The organism is Butyrivibrio sp. XBB1001 (assembly GCF_000424505.1).
GTDB lineage: Bacteria > Bacillota > Clostridia > Lachnospirales > Lachnospiraceae > Butyrivibrio.
On sequence record NZ_AUKA01000012.1, the window covers coordinates 40,411 to 59,294 of the forward strand.

At 39.7% G+C, this 18,884-nt stretch carries 17 protein-coding genes and 1 tRNA gene; 10 read left to right on the forward strand and 8 right to left on the reverse strand.

Annotation, left to right across the window (positions count from 1 at the left end; all coding sequences use genetic code 11):
- Genes G631_RS0111130 through G631_RS20270 form a run of 3 tightly spaced genes read right to left on the reverse strand, consistent with a single transcriptional unit; the run spans position 1 to position 4,585 of the window.
- Positions 1-1,560: a glycosyltransferase family 39 protein gene (locus G631_RS0111130; RefSeq protein WP_026489513.1), complete on the reverse strand. Its 1,560-nt coding sequence runs from the start codon at positions 1,558-1,560 to the stop codon at positions 1-3.
- Positions 1,553-3,073: a glycosyltransferase family 39 protein gene (locus tag G631_RS0111135; protein WP_026489514.1), complete on the reverse strand. Its 1,521-nt coding sequence runs from the start codon at positions 3,071-3,073 to the stop codon at positions 1,553-1,555. Before G631_RS0111135 ends, G631_RS0111130 begins: the two co-directional genes overlap by 8 nt.
- A gap of 9 nt (positions 3,074-3,082) precedes the next feature.
- Complete coding sequence (locus G631_RS20270) at positions 3,083-4,585, reverse strand: GGDEF domain-containing protein (RefSeq protein ID WP_026489515.1); 1,503 nt, start codon at positions 4,583-4,585, stop codon at positions 3,083-3,085.
- A gap of 213 nt (positions 4,586-4,798) precedes the next feature.
- Here G631_RS20270 and G631_RS0111145 point away from each other — a divergent pair.
- Positions 4,799-4,871: transfer RNA gene (locus G631_RS0111145), tRNA-Gly, on the forward strand.
- Here the strand turns inward: G631_RS0111145 and G631_RS0111150 are convergent.
- Positions 4,872-6,125 (reverse strand): MerR family transcriptional regulator, encoded by a 1,254-nt coding sequence (locus tag G631_RS0111150; RefSeq protein WP_026489516.1) that lies wholly within the window; start codon positions 6,123-6,125, stop codon positions 4,872-4,874.
- Positions 6,126-6,290: 165 nt separating this feature from the next.
- Between G631_RS0111150 and G631_RS0111155 the strand changes: the two genes are divergently transcribed.
- The 6 genes from G631_RS0111155 to G631_RS0111180 all read left to right on the forward strand — a co-directional run bounded on the left by G631_RS0111155 (position 6,291) and on the right by G631_RS0111180 (position 13,421).
- Positions 6,291-6,929: an HD domain-containing protein gene (locus G631_RS0111155; protein WP_026489517.1), complete on the forward strand. Its 639-nt coding sequence runs from the start codon at positions 6,291-6,293 to the stop codon at positions 6,927-6,929.
- A gap of 85 nt (positions 6,930-7,014) precedes the next feature.
- The gene (locus G631_RS0111160; protein WP_026489518.1) at positions 7,015-7,557 is read left to right on the forward strand and encodes an NUDIX hydrolase; all 543 of its coding nucleotides are present in this window, start codon (positions 7,015-7,017) and stop codon (positions 7,555-7,557) included.
- Positions 7,558-7,838: 281 nt separating this feature from the next.
- Entirely contained in the window at positions 7,839-8,663 is an 825-nt protein-coding gene (locus G631_RS0111165; RefSeq protein ID WP_051197158.1) for a class I SAM-dependent methyltransferase, read from the forward strand.
- A gap of 100 nt (positions 8,664-8,763) precedes the next feature.
- Positions 8,764-9,510: an alpha/beta hydrolase family protein gene (locus G631_RS0111170; RefSeq protein WP_026489520.1), complete on the forward strand. Its 747-nt coding sequence runs from the start codon at positions 8,764-8,766 to the stop codon at positions 9,508-9,510.
- 293 nt (positions 9,511-9,803) lie between these two features.
- Positions 9,804-11,270, forward strand: coding sequence for a ribosomal protection-like ABC-F family protein (gene abc-f, locus G631_RS18935; RefSeq protein WP_051197159.1), 1,467 nt, complete (start codon positions 9,804-9,806; stop codon positions 11,268-11,270).
- 93 nt (positions 11,271-11,363) lie between these two features.
- On the forward strand, positions 11,364-13,421 hold the full coding sequence (locus G631_RS0111180) for a M13-type metalloendopeptidase (protein WP_026489521.1): 2,058 nt from the start codon (positions 11,364-11,366) through the stop codon (positions 13,419-13,421).
- 72 nt (positions 13,422-13,493) lie between these two features.
- On the opposite strand, the gene G631_RS0111185 is transcribed toward G631_RS0111180, so the two are convergent.
- Positions 13,494-15,227: an ABC transporter ATP-binding protein gene (locus tag G631_RS0111185; protein ID WP_026489522.1), complete on the reverse strand. Its 1,734-nt coding sequence runs from the start codon at positions 15,225-15,227 to the stop codon at positions 13,494-13,496.
- Positions 15,228-15,424: 197 nt separating this feature from the next.
- Between G631_RS0111185 and G631_RS0111190 the strand changes: the two genes are divergently transcribed.
- The 3 genes from G631_RS0111190 to G631_RS0111200 are packed head-to-tail and all read left to right on the forward strand — an operon-like array spanning position 15,425 to position 16,795.
- Complete coding sequence (locus G631_RS0111190) at positions 15,425-15,964, forward strand: DUF2975 domain-containing protein (RefSeq protein WP_026489523.1); 540 nt, start codon at positions 15,425-15,427, stop codon at positions 15,962-15,964.
- 11 nt (positions 15,965-15,975) lie between these two features.
- Positions 15,976-16,212 carry a helix-turn-helix domain-containing protein gene (locus G631_RS0111195; RefSeq protein WP_026489524.1) on the forward strand — a complete coding sequence of 79 codons (237 nt, stop codon included), beginning with the start codon at positions 15,976-15,978 and terminating at the stop codon, positions 16,210-16,212.
- A complete protein-coding gene (locus G631_RS0111200) occupies positions 16,196-16,795 on the forward strand; it encodes a CPBP family intramembrane glutamic endopeptidase (RefSeq protein WP_026489525.1) in 600 nt (199 codons plus the stop codon). The genes G631_RS0111195 and G631_RS0111200 overlap by 17 nt, the downstream gene beginning before the upstream one ends.
- Before the next feature lie 16 nt (positions 16,796-16,811).
- Here the strand turns inward: G631_RS0111200 and G631_RS0111205 are convergent, their stop codons facing one another.
- The 3 genes from G631_RS0111205 to G631_RS0111215 all read right to left on the reverse strand — a co-directional run bounded on the left by G631_RS0111205 (position 16,812) and on the right by G631_RS0111215 (position 18,884).
- Positions 16,812-17,603, reverse strand: coding sequence for an ABC transporter permease subunit (locus tag G631_RS0111205; RefSeq protein ID WP_026489526.1), 792 nt, complete (start codon positions 17,601-17,603; stop codon positions 16,812-16,814).
- Between the two features lie 4 nt (positions 17,604-17,607).
- Positions 17,608-18,303: an ABC transporter ATP-binding protein gene (locus G631_RS0111210; RefSeq protein WP_026489527.1), complete on the reverse strand. Its 696-nt coding sequence runs from the start codon at positions 18,301-18,303 to the stop codon at positions 17,608-17,610.
- A 104-nt stretch (positions 18,304-18,407) separates the two neighbouring features.
- The gene (locus tag G631_RS0111215; RefSeq protein ID WP_026489528.1) at positions 18,408-18,884 is read right to left on the reverse strand and encodes a DUF3021 family protein; all 477 of its coding nucleotides are present in this window, start codon (positions 18,882-18,884) and stop codon (positions 18,408-18,410) included.

The window sequence follows — 18,884 nt, forward strand, 5'->3', positions numbered from 1 at the left end:
TTAAGGCTCAGTAGTTTTCTTATAAACAGAATAGCTTTCTGATCCAGCTATTTTCGTCATGCCAGAGTTTACATAATTTGTAAAACCATCGCTGTAGCCATATAAAATGGGCCATTCAGGAGAAGCGTTAGTATTATCCCAAAATTCAGGGCCTGTAATAACAAAATTAGCATCCTCCATTACGTAAACTTCCTGGGGATTTACATCATAATAAAACTTCAGAACATATTTCTGGAAATCATCAGTATAAAAAATGGTATCAATCTGGCTTACATCCTCCATCTGGGAAAGAGCCTTATTGATATCATTTTCTCTTTCTGCAAGAGGACCATTGTAGTAGCCACCAAGGCTGTTAGAGAGGCAAACGGCAATAGACATAATAAACGTCAGTACTCCAAGACCGCAGGAGACAGATCTTTTGTTAAGCCATGTGGAAGTTTCAGACATGGCATTTAGAAGTCCTACAAAAAGAAAAATGGCATAAAAGCTCAGTACTCGAAGATATGGATGAACGCTTTGGATGATCAGCATAACAGGCACAACCAAAAGTCCGCAGCAGGCAAAAAGAGAAAGAAAAGCATTACCACCATTTTTGCAGCTTCTAACGGCGATAACAACATTAAGCACTAGAACCAGCACAGTCAGAACAAGAAGCAAAACGCCGGTATTTGCGTAGAAGTTTCCAAGAAGTGATATGAAGTATTCAGGAAGCTTTTTTATGCACTCTAGCCTGTCGATACTCTGGATATAAGGAGATGCCAGCATATAATCAATTCCGGTTCCAACCGCAGAAAATGGAGCTTTTAGAATGATCTTTACCTGTGACAGGCCATAATAGGCGCTTTCTGAGTTTTTGCTAAGAAGATTAGCGCCAATAGCTAGCCATATCAGGAGGTATAAAAAGAAAGTGGCAATAGCAGCAGCAATACCGCTGGCAATAAGCCTGAATAGATCGCGATATCTCTTTTTCAAGAGAAGAAAAAGACCGCCTGAAATACACACAGGAATAACCCAGTAAATAGAGCTTGGCACCGTATAGAGCCCAAGCGTAAGGGCAGCAGCAAAGATTACGTTGAATCTTAATCTGCAGTCTCCAAGGGATATTTTATAGATAGCACATGCGGATACCAGAAGGCAGCAGGCTGCCAAAGTGTAGCCCCTTCCCTGAAAAGATAGCCTGAAAGGCAGGTAGGAGCCGGCATACAGGGCCATGGCTGAAAAGGCGTAATATTTATTCATGAATTTGCTGCATAAATAATAGATAAGTGAAAGGTTAGTAATGCCGCAGATTACTGAAATGCCGCGAAGTCCCACATAGGGATTACCAAAGAAATCGAGAAATGCGGACAGTACAGAATACCCCACATGATTGTTGGGAACAGGCCAGTGGATTGCAGCATAGATGGGGCCTCTACTGATAAAATAGTAATAGGTATAAAGCTCGTCGTACCAGGGGCCATTTTTAAACATGTTGATAATGTAGATTATAGCTACAATTCCAATGAGTATTGCTGCCGCAAGATGTTCCTTTATGGTGTCTACTAGTCTGTTCTTATTCATTATCCGATCCTTCTAATCTGTAAATATTTATCCAATATCTCTCTATAAGGAAACTACCTGAAAGCGGGCTAGTTATGCCACTTTTGGCCCAGTTATCCACAATTTCATCTCTTGAGTTAAAGCTTCCAAAGAAGTATACCTTCTGCGAGTCTTCAGAAACTTCATCTTTTACAATTGAATTAACTTTCGACTCATCGATGTTATCCGTGATATTTCCCATCATATCCTTTAAAAGTGGGTCAATTTCTGCTTCATACAGATATACCTGACAATCTGGCCTGTAAAAGGAAGTGACAGCGCACACGTGGTCAAAGTTTGTGATAATGATTGACCCTTCTGGAATTTCGCTAAGGGCAGGGGCTGCAAGCTGCATTTGAGCAAGCTTATTGCCTTCCTCGTCTCCAAGGCCCTTCATATTTAGGCCACATACCATAAGCATTGGTATAAATAGAAGTACTAAAAGAGGCTTATTTACAGCTTTTTCTGACATATAGGCTACAAAGAGCCATAATCCGCCAAGGGCTGGAATAAGGTATCTGTATACAAATATGGGAGTGCCCAGGGCAGATAGTATAAATCCACTGATAACTACTATGATTGCAGGCATAAGGCAGCAGAGGGCAAAAGATATATCGCCTTTTCCAGCTCTTTTTATAAAGAGGATAGTAAGTACCAGCAGCGCTAATATCAAAAGACCTGCCGAAATTACAGGCAGATTGCCCATATAAACCACAGGAAGAAGTACGAACTTGGCACAGCCCAGGATACTTCTAAGAGTCAGGGGCTGTATCCAGTACTTGCCGGAAATAGAAGCCATCTGAGCTTTAAGGTGTGGAAGCCAGGGCAGATATAGCAGGATAGAAGCTAGTACACTAACAGAAAAACGCACCCAAAGAGATTTCTTATCATTGAGTTTACTTAGAAGAATTCCTATAAAAAGAGCCCCGTAGCAGCCAATTACTGCTATGCACGCATAATATTGAGTGTAGGCCGTAAGAATACCAACCATGAAAAATAATATCCAGGTCACTTTTTTTCTTTTGCCATCACCGCTAAGGATATTGTGGGTAAGCAGAATCTCTGAGGTGATGAGGAAAAGAGCAAGTGAATACATCCTGATTTCAACATAGTAGGTGGGAATCTGGGGCATCATAGTGATAAGCAGCATGAAAAGGCCGCTGGTCATTAGGCCAAACCTGCGCCTTATATAGGTTACTGACAGGATAAAAATGAAAATCCAGGGAAGGAGTGATGCAATCTTGGATGCGATGATCAGCTTATCGGTGCCGGCAAAGGCACAGATCACTGAAGTTACGGCTTTCAGATAAAAATAATAAAGGGGAGGATGAACGTCCCTTGAAGTCAGAGCTATGATCTCACCATAGCCTTTTTTTACAAAAGCAAGGGAAAAGACCTCGTCGTACCAGATGTCATTTCCCATTGCAAATATACATATATAGGCAAAACAAATAATAGAGATAAGGTAAAATGTGCCCCCTAAAACCTTTTTCATGAACAAGTCCTATTTCTTTCTTCTGTCAATTCCCGCTTTCTTGTAGTGCTGCTCCTTGGCTTCATACATGCGGTTGTCTGCCTCGTGCTCCAGCTCGTCGACTGTATGATCAGGGAATTCGCTGTGGCTTACGCATCCTATTGAAATAGAAAGATTGTCTGAATAGTTTCCACGCCAAATTTTAGCTCGGGCTTCTATTTCGCTGATAAGATCCGTATAGTTCTCAGTATGGAGAATAGCCATAAACTCATCTCCACCAGTACGATATACCTGGCCATATGGTGCGACTGCTGAGTGCAGGCAGTCTGCGGCTCCCTTTATGAGCTCGTCTCCAGCTGCGTGACCTTTTGTGTCATTGGTAATTTTAAGCCCATTTACGTCTGCAGACAATAGTGAAAAGCCTTGATCGAGGCCGTTTTCCCGGTAGATGCAGATTTCTTCATCATATCTTCTACGGTTGTAGAGCCTTGTGAGCTCATCAGTGTGAGCCATTTTGATCAGATTACTTTCCTTGCGTTTATCATTCTCTATATCCTGAACGGTGAAAACAACCATCTGAGGAACACCAGCTTCATTTGTTTCTACTGTGATGTACTGGGCACGGAACCAACCGGTGACAACGTTAATAAATTCTGCATAGATGGATTTTTTTCCTTTAAGACGATTTCTGAGTGTCCTAAGATCAGTAAATTCCATGAAGGAGTCCAATTGATCAGGGCTTATGTTTTTCTTCATTTCATTGACCATGTAAGTATGGTCACAACCCTCGATATTATGGGTGCTGTCTGCAGAATCTGCGCCACGCAGTGCAACTTCAGTCATATTTGAAAAGATAAGCAGATTAACATTATCATAAATGCCAGCCATGGATTTTAAGGTGTTTACTGAATCGTGGACCATGGTTTCCTGATTCTTGATATCACTATAGGTTCCAAGCAGCTCTTTTAGATGCCTCTGCATAGTCTTTAAGATACCAATGCCTGCTATGGCCATAATGATCATTTCTATAGAGCTTCCAGAAAGAACGTTGGCAAAATAGTAATTAAACGAAGATATATCGGCTCGCTGCCCAGCATAGAAGGGAGCTGTATAGTAGAAAGAAAGGCACATAGTAACGTAAGTAATAAAAAGAGATGTAAAGAAAATACCATAGTTGCAGTAGGCAAGGCTTAGAAGTGGTACAAGAAACCAGGTAAGCCTGATCTGGATGTGAGAGTAGGCCATATATACCAGAAGTATATCCAGGACCAAAAAGACATATACACTACCAATTACTGATTCTGAGAAGCGATTGATTATGATCCAATGCACAAGGGCTACTAGAATGATCAGCGCAGAAAGTGTGGCACAAGTTGAATATGTAACATCTTTGAAGGCGTGGAAAAAAATGCCAATAGCAATAGCTGGTCCCGTAAAGGCACAAAGCCAAAGAGCCAGATTAAGATACTTGTTGATCCTGATCCGGTTATTAACAAGAAATGTTTCATATGAATTATTATAGATACTTGTCATAACTTTTTCCTGGAAGAAATACTATGGTGTGCGCATTTGGAGTTACAATCCTTCAGAATAATTTTAGCACTTGTTATTTCAATAAAGAATATATTTATGCGTAAAGTTATAAAAACATAACAATTTTAAAAAATATTTCAAAAATGTTGTTGACAAACTAAAACCACTAGTGTATATTTTATTTTGCTGTCGCGAAAGCGACTTTACATATATGCGATAGTAGCTTAGTTGGTAAAGCGCCACCTTGCCAAGGTGGAGACCGCGGGTTCGAGCCCCGTCTATCGCTCTAAAGTGAGGACATCCGAATGGATGTCCTTTTTTCATTGTCTGAAATAAAAAGCCCAGCATCCTTGGTAATGTGAAATTCATGACTTACCTTTTTCATGATATAATTCTTAAATTCTGCATATCTATTCAGAAGATAGTGGTTCTGATTGCCGTGGCATGAAAAGATATAATCTATTAACGGGCCGGCGTCAGTAATGACTATTTCATCCTGGTATTTCTTCAGCTCCACTTTTTCAAATACGCTGCGCAGGATGTCAGCACCATTTTCCAAACCAAATATTTTATACAAGTCATTGCTGGAAAGCACGATCCTATCATCAAATTCTTTTACCAGCTCTCTGATCTCTTTCATGTGGTTACTACTATATGTGCTGCAGACAAGTCTTCCGCCAGGCTTTAGTACTCTACTTATTTCCTGACAGGCAAGATGGACATCCTCACAATAAAAGAGGACGTGACCCGCAATTACTAAATCAAAGGAATTATCTTCATATGGTATATCATTAAGATCAAATGCTTTGTAAGAAAAAGAGAAATCCCGTAGTTCGTTTGAATATGCTGATACCGCACTTTCTATATTCTGTCTTGCATCATGCAGTATACCTGCAGAGATATCTGAAAGAGTTATTTGTATATCTGTATAATTGCGCTTGGACAATTCGCTTATATTCTCTGCCCATAATGCTCCATTACCGCAACCAAGTTCAAGAATATCCATTCCGGAAGAGATATCACATTCCTGTAATACCCAATTAAACCATCTTTGTTTATTTGTTGAATATTTGTTATGAAGATCTATCCTGGCAGAGATGTTGCTTGCATTTTGATATTGACTCTTCAGGTTGTTCTCCATTGAAGTCATGTGAATCAGATCTAGCATCTGCTTCCAATCGGGATTAGCAGAACTTTCTAATGCTTTGATGGTTGCATTTACACCTTCTTCAACATTTTTCATTTCATAAATTCGTTCTGAAAGCAGTTTTTTCTGCATCTTAAGGGCATTCAGAATGAAATGATTATTAGCCTGACCATTTGGTATTTCTTTTATCTCATCCAGAGAAAATCCCAGGTACTTTAAAAGCAATATCTGCTGCAAAATTGCAAAATCGTAATCTGTGTAAAATCTCGCACCTGATTCGGTTATATAAGATGGCGCAAGCAGACCCTTCTGGTCATAAAATCTTATAGTTCTTACCGATACATGAGCCATTTTGGCAAATTGTCCGGATGAATAGTAGCCTTTTTTATTCATTAAGGTTTTCTCCAATATAATCAAAAAAGTGCTTGAAGGTTACGTAACGTCACCTTTTATAATCTGAGTATAACATAGAATATTGAATTTCCTCAGAAATTCAGAAAGTCATGGTTATAAGTTCAGTGCGCGCCTGAATATATTCAAGGCAAGGAGGTAAAACAGATGTTTCCAAGTGTCAAAGAAGCTCTAGAAGAGCTTGAAATAGCAAGAAACTTAAATCCCGGACCATGGGTTGATCACTCAATTAATGTTGGCTTAGCAGCTCGTAATATTGCAGAAAAGATACCTGATATGGATTCAGAGAAAGCTTATATATTCGGGCTTTTGCATGATATTGGAAGAAGATGTAAATTTGGCTTTGTTGATATTCCTACGCATGTATATGAAGGGTATAAGTACTGCATGGAAAAAGGATGGAACGAGCCATCAAGAATTTGCATGACACATTCCTATCTTCGCATGCAGGAAGAGTTTAGCTACGAACCCGAAACAGAGCACGAAAAGGCTATCAGAGATTACATAATGAATTGTGGTGAGCCGGATGATTATGACAAGCTGATCCAGCTCTGTGATTCGCTTGCCACAGATTATGGTTTTGTAATTCTGGAAAAAAGATTTGTTGATGTTACAAGGCGATACGGAATAATGGAGGGCTACATTAAAGGTTGGGAGATTGCCTTCAAAATAAAAGAAGATTTTGAAGAGAGAATGGGATGTTCTATATATGATGTTCTTCCGAATATAGGCATAACTACACTTCTCTGCCCTAAGCCCTGGAAACCACCGGTAAACAGTAACTGAAATAGAGATTTCGAATGTGATAAATTGTGGAATTTGTGAAAAAAACTAGATAATTCATAGGATAAAGTAAATCGGAAAGGACAATATGGAAAATATAATTATGCCTGAAAGGCTTAATAGAAAAGTAATATATGAAAGTGATTTTGTATGTTTGTACACTGACAAGGTAAAACTTCCAAGTGGCTATATCATTGAAAAGTACCATCAGATACATTATCCAAAGGAAGCTGTTTGTGTGGCGATTTTTAATGAAAAAGATGAGGTGCTGCTTATTCGCCACAGAAGATATACTGTTGGAAGACTTGAATGGGAAATCCCAGCAGGTAAAATCGAAGAAGGCGAAAGCCCTGAAGAAGCTGCGAGAAGAGAATGTATTGAAGAAACAGGCTGTTCTTTGAAGGACGTAAGTTTTCTTTGTTCTCAAAATCCTGCCAATGGTATGTCAGACTGTATGTGCCACTGCTTTGCGGCCAGAGTAGATATGGAAGGCTCGCTATTCGATACTGATGAAGTTGCATATAAAAAGTGGCTTCCGAAAGAACAAGTACTTGAGATGCTAAAAAATAATGAAACCAAGGACGGAGTCTCTATGTTGTGCTTATTGTATGCATTTCAGTTTTATAAATAATATGTATTGACACCGTTTTGTCTGTAAATTATACTAACAACTAATAATTTTCAGAAAGCAAAGGAACACCATGCAAAATATCAGACTCATCAATTCAACTACATCATCAAATAATCAGCCCGTGAATAATAATCAGGGGTCTATTGGTGTTATGATTGATGAGGATAAAGGCAGCTTCTAGCATAGAGCCATATAAATATGATTCACAAGATTAAGAGCCTCATCAGACAGATAAATGTTTGATGAGGCTCTTTTTATATTAAAACTAAGGAGGAGAAAAAATGGAGCTTACCAGGATAGATCAGATAACAGAGGGTGCTTCAAGAGAAGAAATTGTAAGCAAATTCTATTCCCAGTATGAAGAAGATGGGCGCCTTGAAAGGTCAGTTCATGGAAGGCTTGAATATGCGACAACCATGAATTACATCCATAGATTTGCTGATAATAATTCTAAGGTGCTTGAAATTGGTGCTGGAACAGGAAGATATTCCATAGCCCTTGCCAAGGAGGGAATGGATGTAACAGCAGTTGAACTGGTTGAGAAGAACCTTGAGGTGCTAAGGGCTCATAGTAAAGAGCTTTCTAACCTTCATTCTATCCAGGGAGATGCCACAAATCTTCAATCTTTGGCTAGCAATACCTTTGATGTGACGCTTGTCTTTGGACCACTATATCATTTGTATGAATCAAATGAAGTGAACAGAGCAATAGATGAGGCCATTAGGGTAACAAAACCTGGTGGTGTTATTATGTTTGCGTTCATATCAGTTTACGCAATCATGTATTCTAACTACTTCTATGGAAACTGGGCTAAAGGCCAGGAGGAGAATTTTACAAAAGATTATCGAATCAGGCACTTTAAGGAACAGCTCTTTACAGGTTATGACATTACTGAGTTTGAGCGGCTCTTTAAAGAAAAAAATATTTCCTGGGTAACCACAACGGGTGTGGACGGACTTTTGGAACCAATAGAACAAAGAGTTGATTTTGAAGTTTCTGATGAAGATTTCAACAAGTTATTCGAGTGGTACCTGCAATTTTCTGAAAAGAGGGAACTCTTGGGCAACACAAACCATCTTCTATATATTTGCAAAAAAAGAAACTAAGGGACGGAGTCATAGGATCATTCCAGCAATAATAGAGTAGACCTGCTCTTATCTGAAGATATATGATAGAAGTCACTACCATACATGGAGGGAAAAGAGAATGTATATTGATTGTGACGGTATAAAATTAAATGCCTATCTAGATATGCCAAAGAATAATCCAGAGAAATGCCCATTGTGCATCATAATTCATGGTTTTACAGGACACAGTGAAGAAAGACATATTGTCGCGGTTCAGGAAACACTCAATGAAATCGGGGTAGCAACACTTCGCGCAGACATGTACGGACATGGAAAGAGCGACGGAAAGTTTGAGGATCACACGCTTTTCAAGTGGCTTACAAATATTCTTGCAGTAGTTGACTATGCCAAGAAACTTGACTTTGTTACAGATATCTACATGGCAGGACACTCTCAGGGCGGACTCTCTGTAATGCTCGCTGCAGCAATGGAAAGAGATATTATCAAGGCGCTTATTCCATTATCACCTGCTGCAATGATTCCTGAAATAGCCAGAACCGGAGAACTTCTCGGAATTAAATTTGATCCGGAGAATATTCCCGATGAACTTGATGCCTGGGATGGAAGAAAGCTTAAAGGCAATTACGTTAGGGTTGCTCAGACTATAAAGGTTGAGGATTATGTGGATAAGTATACAAAGCCAGTGCTTATAGTTCACGGCGATCAGGATGAAGCTGTTCCTTATGAGTCTTCCGTGATTTTTTCTAAGCAGTATAAGAACTGTAAATTGGTAACTATTCCCGGAGATACCCACTGCTACGATCACCATCTTGAACTTGTCACCGAAGCGGTAAAAGAATTCATGCTTGAGCAGATTGCTAAATAATTATATGTATGCTACTATTCAAATTAGAAAAAGAAAGGGCGATTTTTCGCGAAGGTGACTGAATGATTATTAGATAATTTGGTTTAGGTGAACATGTTGATATGGCTGCTGCTCATGCGGCGGCTTAATGTGTATGCTTAAATTGGATTATCATGCATCCAGAGCCTATTTCATTCATATATAGGTCTATTTGTGTGAGTCTATTTTGCGTACGCAGGGTAGACTCATTTTATTGGAAAAAATGGATTTTCTTTCAATAAATATTTCTGACTGATAGACAAGGGGGCTTATATATGACTAGAAGATTACTAATACAAGCAGAGAATATAGTTCATTCCTATGGAGAACAGACAGTACTTGATTTTGACAGATTCTATTTGTACGAAGGTGAGAAAGTTGGACTCGTTGGAATGAATGGCGCAGGCAAGAGCACACTGCTAAGAATTTTGGCAGGAGAGTTGGAACCTACAGCCGGGACTATTTCAAGTAAATGCATTCCATTTTATTTTGAACAATTTGGATCGGATACCGCATATGTTGAAACTGACTATACAGAAGCTGGGAAAATGGGAGTAGCCGACCGTATCTGGCAGGAAAAGGTCAGTGGCGGAGAGGATACCAGGATAAGGCTTGCTCAGCTCTTTTCAAGCCCGCATGCAGTGGCATTTCTGGACGAACCCACTTCAAATCTGGATTTCGAAGGCGTGGAAATGCTCAAAAAGAGACTAAAAGAAATAGATACACTTGTCATGATCAGCCATGACAGATCTGTCCTAAACGATTTATGTGACAGGATCGTTGAAATATCTTTTGGGGAACTGCATAGTTACAGCGGCAATTATGATGAATATGTAGTTCAGAAAGAAGAACTAATTAAAACACAGCAGGCTGAATATGAAAATTATCAGGCTGAGAAAAAGAGGCTTCAAAGAGTTTATATAGAGAAAAAAGCCAAGGCAAAAACGGTCGATAAGAAGCCAAAGAATGTTACAGCAAGCGAGGCAAAAGCAATTTCGCTTTGTGGCAATAGAAAGCCCGAGGACAAGGCACGGGGAATAGAAAGAAGTGCTGCAAATGTCCTTAAGCGAATTGAACACATGGAGGTAAAAGAAAAGCCCAAAGATGAGCCGACTTTAAGACCGGATTTCAGGCTTACAAATCCGCCCAGGAATCCTATTGTTATTCGCGGAGAGCATATTTCTTTTGCCTATGACGATCATATTGTCTTTGATGATGCGGACTTTATGATAAAGAACGGAAGTAAGGTGGCATTACTTGGCAGCAATGGGGCAGGTAAGACTACTTTGCTTGAACTTATAAGCAAACGGGAAAGTGTATATGTGGTTCCGGGAGTCAAGATAGGATATGCCAAGCAGAATATGTCACAGATTGAACTTGAAAAAACTGTTCTTGAAAATGTTCGCAGAGTCAGCATTCAGAGTGAGAGCCTTTCCAGAATAATACTGGCACGTCTTTTGCTATCTGAAAGAGATATGCACAAAAAGGCATCAGAGCTTTCCGGAGGCGAGCGAATGAAACTGTCTTTTGCCATGCTCTTTGTATCTGATGTAAATCTGCTTATATTGGATGAACCAACGAACTATCTTGATATCCCATCTGTTGAGGCTTTAGAAAAAATGCTGAAAGAGTATGAAGGAACACTTGTGTTTACTTCTCATGATAAAGTTTTTGTGGACAGGATCGCAACAGAGAGGCTTTATCTAGGTAACGGGAAGATTAGAGAATGGGTGGATAGATAGCAATTTAAGTAAAGTAGATATGAAAATGTGATTAGCGTGTCAGTTTCTTATGAAATACAATATATGGACAACAAAAAACAATGGAGATTAGACATGGTAAGCAAAAAAGTTATTGGGAAGTATTGGACCAAAAAAGTGGCGTTATTACTGAGTGCATCAGTACTGGTAATGAATACTGGATGTGGGGAAGCAGGCACGCCTGAAATAAATTCAGAAGTAAAGGCAGAAACAGATCAGGAAAATACAGAGACAAATTCAGGAAAAAATGAAGATAATAAAGATGTTCAAAGCAGTGATGATGAGGCGAAGTCATTTATCACAGCCCAAATATATGATAATGGCAAATCAATAGCAGACTTTGACGAATTTGTTAATGGTGAATGGAAAGAACAGAAAAGCCAAAATAGCGATGACAGTGGTACTTTTTTGTGGGATGAACAGGAGGAATTCGATAAGGCAATCAGAGATATTCTTGATAATACTGATTTAGATGAAATTAGTGAGGATAGTGGCCTTTACAAAGCTTTATCTATTTATCGTCACATATTAGACACTCAGGAGTACGATCAGAGAATAGATTCAGCAAAAAGACATCTACAGCCAATTGAAAATGTTAAAAGCCTCGAAGATATTTACAAACTCTATCAAACTGAAGAATATATGATGTTTAGCAAAGCTTTCAGATTTACAATTTCTGCAGATTATAACGGCTATCATGCCACATGGTTTGAGCCAGACAGTATGATGAGTGATATAGATTTTTACAAGAATCTTTTTTCAGAGGACAATGCAGATGATTCTGTCAAAAAAGAGTTTCTAACATTGATGGATAAACTTGGGTATTCAGAAGACAGAACAATTGAAATGTTTGATAATGCCTCTGTTGTAGGAGAGATGATTGAAGATTATTGGAAAGAGCCGGTCAATAACATCGTCTATTTTGATTCTGCGTCACTAGAAAAAGAAAATGTTTCTGTACCGGTGATAGAAATCCTCGGAAGTTTAGAGGCACTTGGTAAGCATAAGGATTTCGTAGCAAAAGAAAACTTATCTGACCTTCTTAATAACCTTTATCAGGAAAAAAATGTAGAAGCCATAAGGGATCACTTGCTATTGGGGGCAATTACAAGGCTATTTACAATCTATGGCGAAGATGTGCTGAAAGCTTCATATGGCGTAGATTATAGTGACCAGGCATGCAGGGCTATAAAGGCATATGCATCGGATGTTATAAATGAAGCTTACAACGAGCAATATCTTGGGGACTTTGATGAGCAGCGAGCGCTTGAAATTGTGGAGGATATCAAGAATAGCTATAGAGATATTATAAATGGTACAGAATGGCTCAGTACTCATGGAAAAGAGCTGGCTAAACATAAGATTCTTACTATGAGAGTAAGCCTTGGGAAAAACGAAATAGAAAATGACCTTTCTGACATAAATCTAACCGGTGATCTGGTGGACGATTATATATCGCTTCTTGTCAGCAAGGAACGCTTTGAAAGAGGTCAGATCAAGAAAGAAGACGAGAAAAGACAGATCTTTAATGCTAATTTGTTTGAGGTAAATGCCTATTTTTTGAATAGGTATAATGCACTTTATGTAAGTAGTGGAATACTCGCTAATCCTTATTGTTCCAAAACGGCATCATTCGAGGAAATGCTAGGTTACTATGGTACATTAATAGCACATGAATATGCTCATTCATATGATCCTTACGGTATTAACTATGATTGGAATGGATGGTGGGAGACTTGGATGAAAGAGGATGAGGAAGCTGCATATACCGAGAATCAGCAGAAAATCGCAGACTTTTTTGATGGCCTCGAAGTTGAATATGGTCGTAAGATAGACGGTGATCTTATTATGAATGAAACCTTTGCTGACCTTATGGCCATGAGGTGCTGCCTTAAAATCCTGGAACAAAAAGAAAATCCTGACTACGATTTATTCTTTAGGACTTATGCCAGAATAAATGCTCACTATATTACAGAGCAGGGCATTGATAGCGCTGTTGCAGACAGCCATCTTATCGGCAAAGAAAGAGTGAATCACATCCTTGGGCAATTTGATAAGTTTTATGAAGTGTATGATATTGATGAAAACAGTCCCTACTACGTTCCAGAAGACAAGCGGTTATCGGTGTTCTGAAATATCAAACAAATGAGAATAATAAGATAAAATTATCTATTGATTTGCTATAGAATGTGACAAAACTGTAAGTTATAACTGCACCTTCTGCATTTCATAGTAGAAGCCTTTCTTATCAAGGAGCTCCTGATGAGTTCCCTGTTCAACAATACGCCCTTCATGGATTACCAGAATAAGGTCTGCGTTTATGATGGTGGAAAGTCTGTGGGCGATAGCGATAATTGTCCGCTTTCCTGCCATCTGACTTATCGCAGCCTGAATCTGTTTTTCAGTCTGAACATCTACGGAAGCAGTAGCTTCGTCCAGAATTATAATAGGAGAATTCCTGAGTATAGCTCTGGCGATAGCTACTCGCTGCTTCTGTCCACCGGACAATCTCAATCCTCTTTCACCGACCTGAGTGTCGTATAGCTTTGGCATATTGAGAATGTCGTCGTGAATATTCGCCGCTTTGGCAGCAGCTATAATTTCCTGCCTTGTGGCATCAGGCCTTGCATAGCCTATGTTCTCAGCGATAGTGCCATTAAATAAAAAGGTATCCTGCAGAACAGGAGAAATGTTATGCCTGAGGCTTTCAAGTGTGACGTGTTTAATATCTTTTCCATCAATAAGAACGCGGCCCTGCTGAGGATCATAGAATCTGGAAATCAGCTGAGTTGCAGTTGTCTTACCAACTCCAGTAGGCCCTACAAGTGCCACCATCATGCCTGGTTTGCAGGAAAAAGAAACATCTTTTAAAACCGGAACTTCGTTGCTGTAGTGAAAACTTACATTTTCAAAGGCAACAGCCCCCTTTACATCGGTGAGTTCTTCTGCGTCCTCTGAATCAGAGATAGCTGATGGGGTATCAAGGATGAGAGCAACTCGTTCTGCACCTGCAAGGGACTGCTGAAGATCCTCGATGAGTCTTGCAAGCCCGGAAACTGGCTGGTAAAAGAGTGAAAGATAGAGCATAAAAGCTACGATATCTGCCACACCGAGCTGACCTCTGTAAGCAAGGTAACCACCAAAAAATACTACAAGAATTGTTCCGATAGATGAGAGAAACTCTACGCTTGGATGGAAGATTCCACTGGCTCTGAGAGCTCTTAGCATTGCTTTTACCTGATCAAAGCTCTTTGTCTTAATGCGCTGACTTTCATATTTTTCCTGGCCAAAGGCCTGTATTTCGTGAAGACCAGATAAAGAATCCTGAAGCTGGGCGTTTAGTTCGCCCATACTCTTTTGGGAAACTCTGAAAAATGGTCTTACAACCTTGGCAAAAATAACTCCTGAAATAAGTATAAGTGGTATTGGGAAACAGGTGATAAGCGCAAGCTTCACGTTTACAGTAAGGAGAATCACAAGGACTCCAACAAAGGTCACAACGTTAGTGATCATATCAGGGATCATGTGGGCATAAAGAAGTTCAAAGTCTCTTGTGTCATTGACGATCCTGCTCATAAGATCGCCTGTCTGCTTATCATGGAAAAAGCCAAGATCAAGGCTCTGAAGTTTGTCATAGAGCCTGCTTCTAAGGTCGCCCACAAGATACCAGGCGGCTCTGTGAGCAAGATAGTTACTAAGGAATCTAAAGAGAACTCTTAGAAGATACAGTATTAGAAGCGCCAGAGCAAGTCCTTTTACCTGTGAAAGCGCGGCTTCATCTACACCTTTCCCTACAATTCCTACCATATTTGATAGTACCTTGGGTGCAGTAAGATTTACTGCTGTAAGCCCAAACGTTGCCAAGATTGCTATAACATATAACCCCTTGTAGCGCGCTGCCTCTTTGGTCAGCTTCCACAATACCTTCCATACTCCCATACTTCCAGGCCCCTTCCTAATACGATGCTATTACTATTGAGTATTAATATAAATATATCGCATCTCCCAGCGCTTTACGAGGATTTTGTAATTTAACGTTTTTCGTTAAAAAATTGTTGACAAATATAAAATGACCTCTTACAATGAATTTAACGATAAACATTAAAAACAAAACGAAATTCGTAGGAGGCAAAAAAATGAGAACATCAAAACTTAGAAACTTTACAGCAGTGTTTGCCAAGGTTATGGAAGTAATCGCATGGGTTGGCACAGGAGCAATCGTATTATCTGGAATAGCTATAGCAGCGCTCAAGGATCAGATCCTCAAGGCTTACACAGAGGCAAGCAGTTTTCAGTTCACAACTACAGGCATCAACCCTGGAACAATTGACGAGAGCACCTTTTTCCCAGTAATGATAGCGCTTCTTATTTATGGTTTGGTGGTTGGAGTTCTTTTGATTATTATGTTCAGAAACGTAAATCTTATCTTTAAGACAACTAATACAGCTTCTCCTTTTGATATTTCAAATGTTAGTCGCATCAAGAATATTGGCTATATCGCGCTGGCACTTCCAGTATGCAAGATAATAGCTAATATCGCTCTTGGTTTTATCAGCAAGGATTTCACAATTGGTGTCGAGGCAAGTGAAGTTCTCTTTGGACTGATCATCCTCTGCCTTGCTCAGTATTTTGCATATGGTGCATCTCTTGAAAAAGATGTAGAAGGATTGTTATAAAGGAGATCATTATGGGAAAAATTGTTCTAGAACTAGATGTAATGATGGCCAGACGCCATATGTCACTTAATGACCTTTCAGAGAAGGTAGGAATTGCAAACGTAAACTTATCCAAGATAAAAAACAATAAGGTAAATGCAATTAGATTCAGCACACTTGCAGGAATTTGTGAATCATTAGAGTGTGAACCAGGAGACATTTTAAAATACGACCCGAATGGAGATAGCAGCGATGACACAGACAGTTAATGAATTAATAGGTTCAGTAGTACAGATACTTCTTTTTACTCTCATTCCATTTATCTGGTGGCTTATAACCGCCAGGAAAAAAGAAAATTTCTTTTCCTGGATCGGTCTTAAAAAGCCAGTAGGAGATAAGAAAAAAATATTACTATTCATGCTTGGTGCATTTGTTATATGCGAAGTAATTGGAACAATCCTTAATCTCACCGTGTTTAGAACTGACTGGAATGTATCATCATTTGCAGGGCAGGGAAACAGCGGACTTGTGGCAGCTATTTCCTTTTCTTATTTGCATACAGCCTTTTCTGAGGAGATACTCTACCGAGGTTTCCTTCAGAAAAGACTTCAAAAGAGCCTTGGGTTTGTGGCAGGAACAATTGTACAGGCTGCTATCTTCGGAGCATCACACGTTATTCTGTCACTTAGCATGATCACATTTGCAGAGGGAGTTGCACTTTTTCTTTATCCTATGATTCCAGGAGTTCTCATTGCAATTGTCAATGAAAAGAAATGCGAAGGATCAATACTTCCAGGCTGGCTCATTCATGGAACATTAAACGTGATCACACATTTATCTCAGTTATGGTGAGACTCTTTGTCCCTAATCAGCTTGCAAGATCTCTTTTGCCAAAGATTACGTAGGCACAGATAGTGGCGCAAACAGATACGCAAATAGCCAATATCAGCGCAGAGGCGGAAACTTCAATTCCGGAAAAGATTTCTGAGGCGTTAGCATAGGAGTAGGGACCGATAAAGAGATAATCCTTAAGGTCAGGAACAACTCGCCCCATTAGGTCATAAACATAGAAGAAAAGGGTGATTCCAAGGCCCATACCCATCTTGCTCTTTCCTGAAAATGCGGATATTGCAAAGCAGATGGCAGCAATTTCAATGTTCATAAGGAGCTGCCTTAACATAAAGGTTACAAATTCAGAGGTGGGCAGCTCTTCGCCAAGATACCAGAAGCCTGATACGTAGAATATTGCGCAGATCACAGTGAAAAGAACTAGCATGATAGCTACGCAGATTCCCTTGGCGGTCAGGACTTTGGACCTTGAAACAGGCAAGGTAAACAGAAACTCTCCGGAGTGTTTATCCTCTTCCTTGGATATAATATCAGCCGCCAGGATTGCGGAAAACATGCCACTTCCAAGCCCATGTACAGTGCCAACCTCTGTGGCAAAGTAGCCTGAAAGAGTTGCGATGCTGAGAGTGCTCATTCCAAAGGCATCTGAGAAGGCACCCATATTGGAAAACATGTCTGCCATGTCTTTCATGTCGCCTTCCATGCTCTGATAGAGGAGGATGCATATAAGGCCTATGGCTCCGACAGATAATGACCATATCAGGAATGTTTTTAGATTAAGCTTTAGTTCTCTATATAATATATGTTTCATGTTCTTATTCCTCCACTCCATCTTCATAGAATTTCAGGAAGGTTTCATCATCTATATCAACGGAATCCAGCATGGTGAGCCTTCCTTCTCTCATTATGGCTGCGTGTCTGCAGTATTTATTTACCTCTGTCAGAACATGAGTAGATAAAAGGCAGGTAGCGCCGTTATCCACGTATTCATTTACAAGGTCAAAAAAGGTCTTCTGCATAAGAGGATCAAGGCCGCCTGTAGGTTCATCAAAGATAAAGAGTTTTGGCCTGTGCTGCATTGCGCACACGATACTGACCTTTTTCCTATTGCCATAGGATAACTGCTTTATTTTTTTGTTCTTGTCTACTTTTAGCCTTTCGCAGAGCTTTTCGGCTTCTAGGGAGCAGTCGATACCTCTTACATCTGCGGCGTATTTTATTACATCTTTGACCTTCATAGAATCGTAGAACCAGGCTTCTGATGGCATGTAGCCTACATTTTTAAGGATTTCTTCGTGATCCTTTACGCTATCAAGGCCTAATATCTTTATACTTCCGCTATTTATCTTTAGTAGTCCCAGCATTGATCTGATAGTAGTAGATTTTCCAGCTCCGTTAGGTCCTAGAAATCCGAAAATATCACCTTCTTTAATTTCCAGAGAAACGTCTATTACGCCACGGTTCTTGCCGTAACTCTTTGTGAGATTTCCAATCTCGACTATATTTGTCATATAATTGTCTCCTTTATTTCGTTTGCCTATATCTTACATTTAGCACAAATAAAAAGCGGGAACAATAGATGTTCCCGCAAGATGCACATATTAACTGGTAAGATTCACTTTTTGTGTTCAGATTGAAAGATTCTGAGGTCTTCGTTTAATCTTTTGTCATCGATTTGTCTTTTGGACTTATAGATCAGAAAAACGCAGATATAAACAATCAGAATGTAAGCCGCAAAGAGGATAGTGGCAAGGAGGTTTCTATCAAACCATTTAAAGAGATAAGAAACGCCGCAGTATAGGGCAGTGCACAGGATAATGGCACCCCACTCTTTTTTGCCAAGGCGCTCTGCTTCGTCAAAGTTCCACAGGACGTATACCTGGAGATAGCCTATAAAATAACAGGTAAATATCAGCTCTGTCATATGCAGGATATCTGCTACGAAGACTCCGCCAATCATCCTAAAAACACAGTAGTAGAACAGGAATGCAAAAAAGTAAAGGCAGGCCTTGAACTCGATGCCAATTTCTTTTGTAAGGTAGAGTTCCCACAATGTTACGCGGGATCCGTTTTTTCTTTTACCATCCTTCAT

Bases quoted from the DNA above. Each gene is read 5' to 3' on its own strand.
- G631_RS0111130 (WP_026489513.1), bottom strand. From the start codon at position 1,560: ATGAATAAGAACAGACTAGTAGACACCATAAAGGAACATCTTGCGGCA.
- G631_RS0111135 (WP_026489514.1), bottom strand. From the start codon at position 3,073: ATGAAAAAGGTTTTAGGGGGCACATTTTACCTTATCTCTATTATTTGT.
- G631_RS20270 (WP_026489515.1), bottom strand. From the start codon at position 4,585: ATGACAAGTATCTATAATAATTCATATGAAACATTTCTTGTTAATAAC.
- G631_RS0111150 (WP_026489516.1), bottom strand. From the start codon at position 6,125: ATGAATAAAAAAGGCTACTATTCATCCGGACAATTTGCCAAAATGGCT.
- G631_RS0111155 (WP_026489517.1), top strand. From the start codon at position 6,291: ATGTTTCCAAGTGTCAAAGAAGCTCTAGAAGAGCTTGAAATAGCAAGA.
- G631_RS0111160 (WP_026489518.1), top strand. From the start codon at position 7,015: ATGGAAAATATAATTATGCCTGAAAGGCTTAATAGAAAAGTAATATAT.
- G631_RS0111165 (WP_051197158.1), top strand. From the start codon at position 7,839: ATGGAGCTTACCAGGATAGATCAGATAACAGAGGGTGCTTCAAGAGAA.
- G631_RS0111170 (WP_026489520.1), top strand. From the start codon at position 8,764: ATGTATATTGATTGTGACGGTATAAAATTAAATGCCTATCTAGATATG.
- abc-f (WP_051197159.1), top strand. From the start codon at position 9,804: ATGACTAGAAGATTACTAATACAAGCAGAGAATATAGTTCATTCCTAT.
- G631_RS0111180 (WP_026489521.1), top strand. From the start codon at position 11,364: ATGGTAAGCAAAAAAGTTATTGGGAAGTATTGGACCAAAAAAGTGGCG.
- G631_RS0111185 (WP_026489522.1), bottom strand. From the start codon at position 15,227: ATGGGAGTATGGAAGGTATTGTGGAAGCTGACCAAAGAGGCAGCGCGC.
- G631_RS0111190 (WP_026489523.1), top strand. From the start codon at position 15,425: ATGAGAACATCAAAACTTAGAAACTTTACAGCAGTGTTTGCCAAGGTT.
- G631_RS0111195 (WP_026489524.1), top strand. From the start codon at position 15,976: ATGGGAAAAATTGTTCTAGAACTAGATGTAATGATGGCCAGACGCCAT.
- G631_RS0111200 (WP_026489525.1), top strand. From the start codon at position 16,196: ATGACACAGACAGTTAATGAATTAATAGGTTCAGTAGTACAGATACTT.
- G631_RS0111205 (WP_026489526.1), bottom strand. From the start codon at position 17,603: ATGAAACATATATTATATAGAGAACTAAAGCTTAATCTAAAAACATTC.
- G631_RS0111210 (WP_026489527.1), bottom strand. From the start codon at position 18,303: ATGACAAATATAGTCGAGATTGGAAATCTCACAAAGAGTTACGGCAAG.
- G631_RS0111215 (WP_026489528.1), bottom strand. From the start codon at position 18,884: ATGAAGGATGGTAAAAGAAAAAACGGATCCCGCGTAACATTGTGGGAA.